Raw genomic sequence first — 4,953 nt, forward strand, 5'->3', positions numbered from 1 at the left:
GGCCGCGGCGCGAGCGACGCCCGCCAGGCCGGCGGCCGCCCCGAAGCCCGCGACCGCCCCGAGGCCGACGACCGCCCCGACGCCGGCCCAGCAGGACGGCCAGGCCTTCGGACGCGCGGTCACCACGTACAGCGCCGGTGGTGCCCGCAAGTACGCCGGTCCGGTGGCCCCGCCCGTGGTGTCCACCAGCTCGGTCGCCCGGTTCGCCGAGCGGTCCCGTGCCCGCCGGAACCTCGCCCGTCGGCAGGTGCTGCTGGCGGTCGGGTCGGTGCTCGCGGTCGGCTCGCTCGGCTGGCTCCTGCTCATCTCCCCGGTGCTCGCGCTCGAGCCGGCGCAGGTCGACGTCGAGGGGGCCGGGACCGTGGTCGCCGTCGACCAGGTGCTCGCGGTGGTCGACGCGCACGCGAGCACCCCGCTGCCGCGCCTGGACACGGTGCGGCTGCGCGACGAGGTCCTCGAGGTGCCCGGCGTCCGGGAGGCACGCGTCACCAGGTCGTGGCCGCACGGCCTCGTCGTGGTGCTCGTGGCCCGCGAGCCGGTCGCCGCCGTCCCGGAGGAGTCGAGCGCCGCGACGCACGGTGCACCCGGGTTCGCCCTGCTCGACATGGAAGGCGTCCAGGTCGGCCGCGTCGATGCCGCCCCCGACGGTCTGCCGGTGGTGGACGTGCCGGTGGGGGACAAGCGCACGCTCACCGCGGTGCTCAGCGTGCTCCAGAGGCTGCCGGTCGAGCTGCTCGCGCAGGTGGGTGGCGTGTCGGCACGCACCCAGGACACCGTGACCATGAGCCTGCGCGACGGCGTGCGCGTCGACTGGGGGAGCGCGAGCGAGACCCCGCTGAAGATCGCGGTCCTGTCCGCCCTGCGCGCGTCGCCGGCCGCTGCGGGAGCGACCATCATCGACGTGTCCGCGCCTCGCCTGCCCATCACGAAGTGAAGGGTATGGGCGAGATTCTCAAGCAACTCCCGACACGCGCGGCGCGGTCGTTGCTCGAGGTCCGGACGGCACCTAGCGTCACGCACTGACAGCACACCTGACATAACTATAACCCTCAAGTAGAGGGTGAAGGTTTCACCCCGACCCTGTCCCGCCGTCGAGCGGGCCGCGGACGGACCACGTGGCCCCGGCCGCGACCGGCACAGAACGAGAGGCACCCACCGTGGCAGCTCCGCAGAACTACCTGGCGGTCATCAAGGTCGTCGGCATCGGCGGCGGCGGCGTCAACGCCGTGAACCGCATGATCGAGGTCGGCCTCAAGGGTGTCGAGTTCATCGCCGTCAACACCGACGCCCAGGCGCTGCTGATGTCGGACGCGGACGTCAAGCTCGACGTCGGTCGCGAGCTCACGCGCGGCCTCGGCGCCGGCGCGGACCCCGAGGTCGGCAAGAAGGCCGCCGAGGACCACAAGGACGAGATCGAGGACGTCCTGCGGGGCGCCGACATGGTCTTCGTCACCGCGGGCGAAGGCGGTGGCACCGGCACCGGTGGCGCGCCCGTCGTCGCGCGGATCGCCCGGTCGCTCGGTGCCCTGACCATCGGTGTGGTCACGCGCCCGTTCACCTTCGAGGGCCGTCGTCGTTCCGTGCAGGCCGACTCGGGCATCGAGGCGCTGCGCGCCGAGGTCGACACCCTCATCGTCATCCCCAACGACCGGCTGCTGCAGATCTCCGACCGCTCGGTGTCGGTGCTGGACGCGTTCCACTCGGCCGACCAGGTGCTGCTGTCGGGTGTCCAGGGCATCACGGACCTGATCACCACGCCCGGCCTGATCAACCTCGACTTCGCGGACGTGAAGTCCGTCATGCAGGGTGCCGGCTCGGCGCTCATGGGCATCGGCTTCGCCCGCGGCGACGACCGCGCGGTCCAGGCCGCCGAGATGGCGATCTCCTCGCCCCTGCTCGAGGCCAGCATCGACGGCGCGCACGGCGTGCTGCTGTCCATCCAGGGTGGCTCCGACCTCGGGCTCTTCGAGATCAACGAGGCCGCGCGGCTGGTCCAGGAGGCCGCGCACCCCGAGGCCAACATCATCTTCGGTGCCGTGATCGACGACGCCCTGGGCGACGAGGTCCGCGTCACCGTCATCGCGGCCGGCTTCGACTCCGGCTCGCCGACGATCCGCCGCGACGCCCGCGCGCTCGGTCAGGTCAGCGGCAACTCGGCCCGTCAGGTGCCGGCCGTCGCCTCACAGGTCCCGACGCCGCGCCCGGTGCTCGACCCCGAGGAGCAGCTGGTCCCCGTCGGCTCCTACACGCAGAACCGTGCGGCCGCGCCGGCTCAGCCCGACGTCCCGGCCTTCCTGTCCACCGAGGCGGAGCCGACGCCGATCACGGGAGCGCTGGAGGTGCCCCGGATCTTCAGCGAGGACGCCCCCCGGCGCGACCGCGACGAGCTGGACGTACCGGACTTCCTCAAGTAGCCGGGCCGTGAGCGGAACGCAGCCCGGGAACGACCTCCCGCCCGTCGTGGAGGTCGATCTCGGGCCCGGCGTCCGAGCAGGGTTCAGCACGCGCGGCGGCGGGGTGAGCCGCCCGCCGTACGACGCCCTGAACCTCAGCTACCAGGTGGGCGACGAGCCGTCCGACGTCGCGCGCAACCGGGCACGGCTCGAGCGGTGGGCAGGAGTGCCGGTCGCGTACGCCGCGCAGGTGCATGGGACGGGGATCGTCGTCCTGTCCGAGCCGCCCGCGGCGGGCGCCATCTCGGTCGGCGAGTACGACGCCCTGGTGTCCGTCGACCCGTCGGTCGCGGTCGCGGTGCTCGTGGCCGACTGCGTGCCCGTGCTGCTGGCGGACGCCTCCGCCGGCGTGGTGGCCGCGGTGCACGCCGGTCGGCGCGGGCTGGTGGCCGGAGTCGTCGAGGCGGCGGTCTCCGCGATGGTCACCCAGGGCGCGGACGTCGACCGGATCCGGGCGGCCCTCGGACCGTCGATCGCGGGGGAGTCGTACGAGGTGCCCGCCGCCCTGCGGGACGAGGTCGCGGACGCGGTCCCGGAGACGCGGGCGACGACCGACTGGGGGACCCCTGCCCTCGACCTGCCCGCGGGCGTCGTCGCGGTGCTGCGGCGGGCCGGTGTCGGGCGCGTCACCGTGCAGGCGCGCGACACGTGGACGGACCCCGCGCTGTTCTCCTACCGGCGTTCGCCCCGCACAGGCCGGTTCGCCGGGGTGGTCGGCATGCAGGCGTGACAGCCGCCGAGGTTGTCGGGCGTGTCGCACCGGTGACCGGAACGCGCGCGTTGCTACCGTGACCGGCAGAGGGAGCCCACCGTCGCCGTCAGGACCGGCAGGGGCTCCGGGGTGGTCCGGAGAGATCCGGGGAGGGAGCCAAGGCGATGGCCGGAGCGCTGCGCAAGACGATGCTGTACCTCGGCCTGGCCGACGACCGGTCGGAGCACGAGGAGTACCTCGAGGAGTTCGACGACCAGGAGGTCGCGGTGCCGCAGGAGTACGAGGCCCAGGTCACGCCGTTGCACCGGCCGACGCGCACGTCGCTGCCCACGCAGGCGGCGCAGCACGCTCCYGCACCCGCTGGTGAGCTCCGTCGCATCACCACGATCCACCCCCGCTCGTACAACGACGCGCGCAAGATCGGCGAGGCGTTCCGCGAGGGCACCCCGGTCATCATGAACCTCACGGACATGGACGACGCCGACGCCAAGCGGCTCGTCGACTTCTCCGCGGGTCTGATCTTCGGGCTGCACGGCGCGATCGAGCGGGTGACCAGCAAGGTGTTCCTGCTCTCGCCGGCGCACGTCGAGGTCGCCGGCGAGGCTGCCGGCCCCGTCGCAGAGCCGCCGGCGCGTGCGGGCTTCTACAACCAGAGCTGACGCGTGCAACTCGTCGCCGCACTGCTGTTCTACGTCGTCCTCGCGTTCTTCATCCTGCTCCTGATCCGGCTCGTGCTGGACTGGGTGCAGTTCTTCGCGCGGGACTGGCACCCCTCCGGGATCGCCCTGGTGATCGCGGAGGCGACGTACACCGTCACCGATCCTCCGCTCAAGGCGTTGCGGCGGATCCTGCCCCCGCTCGCCATCGGATCCGTCCGTCTGGACCTCGCCTTCCTGGTCCTCGTGCTGGGATGCTCGATCCTGATGTCCATCCTCAGCCGCATCTGACCTGACGATCCACCTGTCCATGGGCGTGTCGCGGGGACGTGCGCGCACCGCATTCTCCGATACCGTGGCCCGAGGCGGTCGGTGGACTGCCGCCGGCCCGACCGAGCACTACCGACTGAGGTGATGACGATGGCTCTGCTGACTGCAGACGAGGTCTTGAACAAGAAGTTCCAGGCCACGAAGTTCCGCGAGGGCTACGACCAGGACGAGGTCGACGACTTCCTGGACGAGGTCGTCAACACGCTGCGCGACCTGCAGGGTGAGAACGACGACCTGAAGACGAAGCTGGCGGCGGCCGAGCGCCGGATCGCCGAGCTCAGTCGTGCGGGTGCCCAGCAGGCCGCGCCGGCACCCAAGCCGGAGCCCACGCCCGAGCCCATCCCGGCTCCCGCGCCGGTGATCGCCGCCCCCGTCGCCCAGCCCGCCCCGATCGTCGCGCCTGTGCAGAGCGGCGCGCGGACGAGCGAGCCGGAGTCCGCCACGGGCATGCTCGCGCTGGCCCAGAAGCTGCACGACGACTACGTGCGCAGCGGCCAGGAGGAGTCGGACCGCCTCGTCGGTGAGGCCAAGAGCCAGGCCAACCGCATCGTGCGCGAGGCCGAGGAGACGTCGCAGCGCACGCTCGGTCAGCTCGAGCAGGAGCGCTCGCTCCTGGAGCGCAAGATCGACGAGCTGCGGGTGTTCGAGCGCGACTACCGGACCCGCCTCAAGAGCTACCTCGAGAACCTGCTCGGCGACCTGGACAACCGCGGCAACGCCCTGCCGCCGCGGTCGGGTCAGCCGCAGCCGGTCGGAGACGGCCAGAACCTCTGACGTCGTGTCCGGCGACCACCCGCCGGAC

At 72.5% G+C, this 4,953-nt stretch carries 6 protein-coding genes; all 6 read left to right on the forward strand.

The features are described 5' to 3' along the window. Positions 1–934: cell division protein FtsQ/DivIB (locus AC1DUQ_RS17605; RefSeq protein WP_477074238.1), on the forward strand; the 934-nt coding region annotated here is incomplete at its 5' end. Between the two features lie 223 nt (positions 935–1,157). Beyond that, a complete protein-coding gene (gene ftsZ, locus AC1DUQ_RS17610) occupies positions 1,158–2,414 on the forward strand; it encodes a cell division protein FtsZ (protein ID WP_056093423.1) in 1,257 nt (418 codons plus the stop codon). Between the two features lie 7 nt (positions 2,415–2,421). Further along, entirely contained in the window at positions 2,422–3,183 is a 762-nt protein-coding gene (gene pgeF, locus AC1DUQ_RS17615) for a peptidoglycan editing factor PgeF (RefSeq protein WP_477063083.1), read from the forward strand. A 146-nt stretch (positions 3,184–3,329) separates the two neighbouring features. Further along, positions 3,330–3,824, forward strand: coding sequence for a cell division protein SepF (locus AC1DUQ_RS17620; RefSeq protein WP_477063084.1), 495 nt, complete (start codon positions 3,330–3,332; stop codon positions 3,822–3,824). Between the two features lie 3 nt (positions 3,825–3,827). Further along, complete coding sequence (locus AC1DUQ_RS17625; protein WP_477063085.1) at positions 3,828–4,112, forward strand: YggT family protein; 285 nt, start codon at positions 3,828–3,830, stop codon at positions 4,110–4,112. 129 nt (positions 4,113–4,241) lie between these two features. After that, the gene (locus AC1DUQ_RS17630; protein ID WP_477063086.1) at positions 4,242–4,925 is read left to right on the forward strand and encodes a DivIVA domain-containing protein; all 684 of its coding nucleotides are present in this window, start codon (positions 4,242–4,244) and stop codon (positions 4,923–4,925) included. Positions 4,926–4,953 lie beyond the last annotated feature (28 nt).

This window comes from Cellulomonas sp. P4_B5_2, from assembly GCF_056402235.1.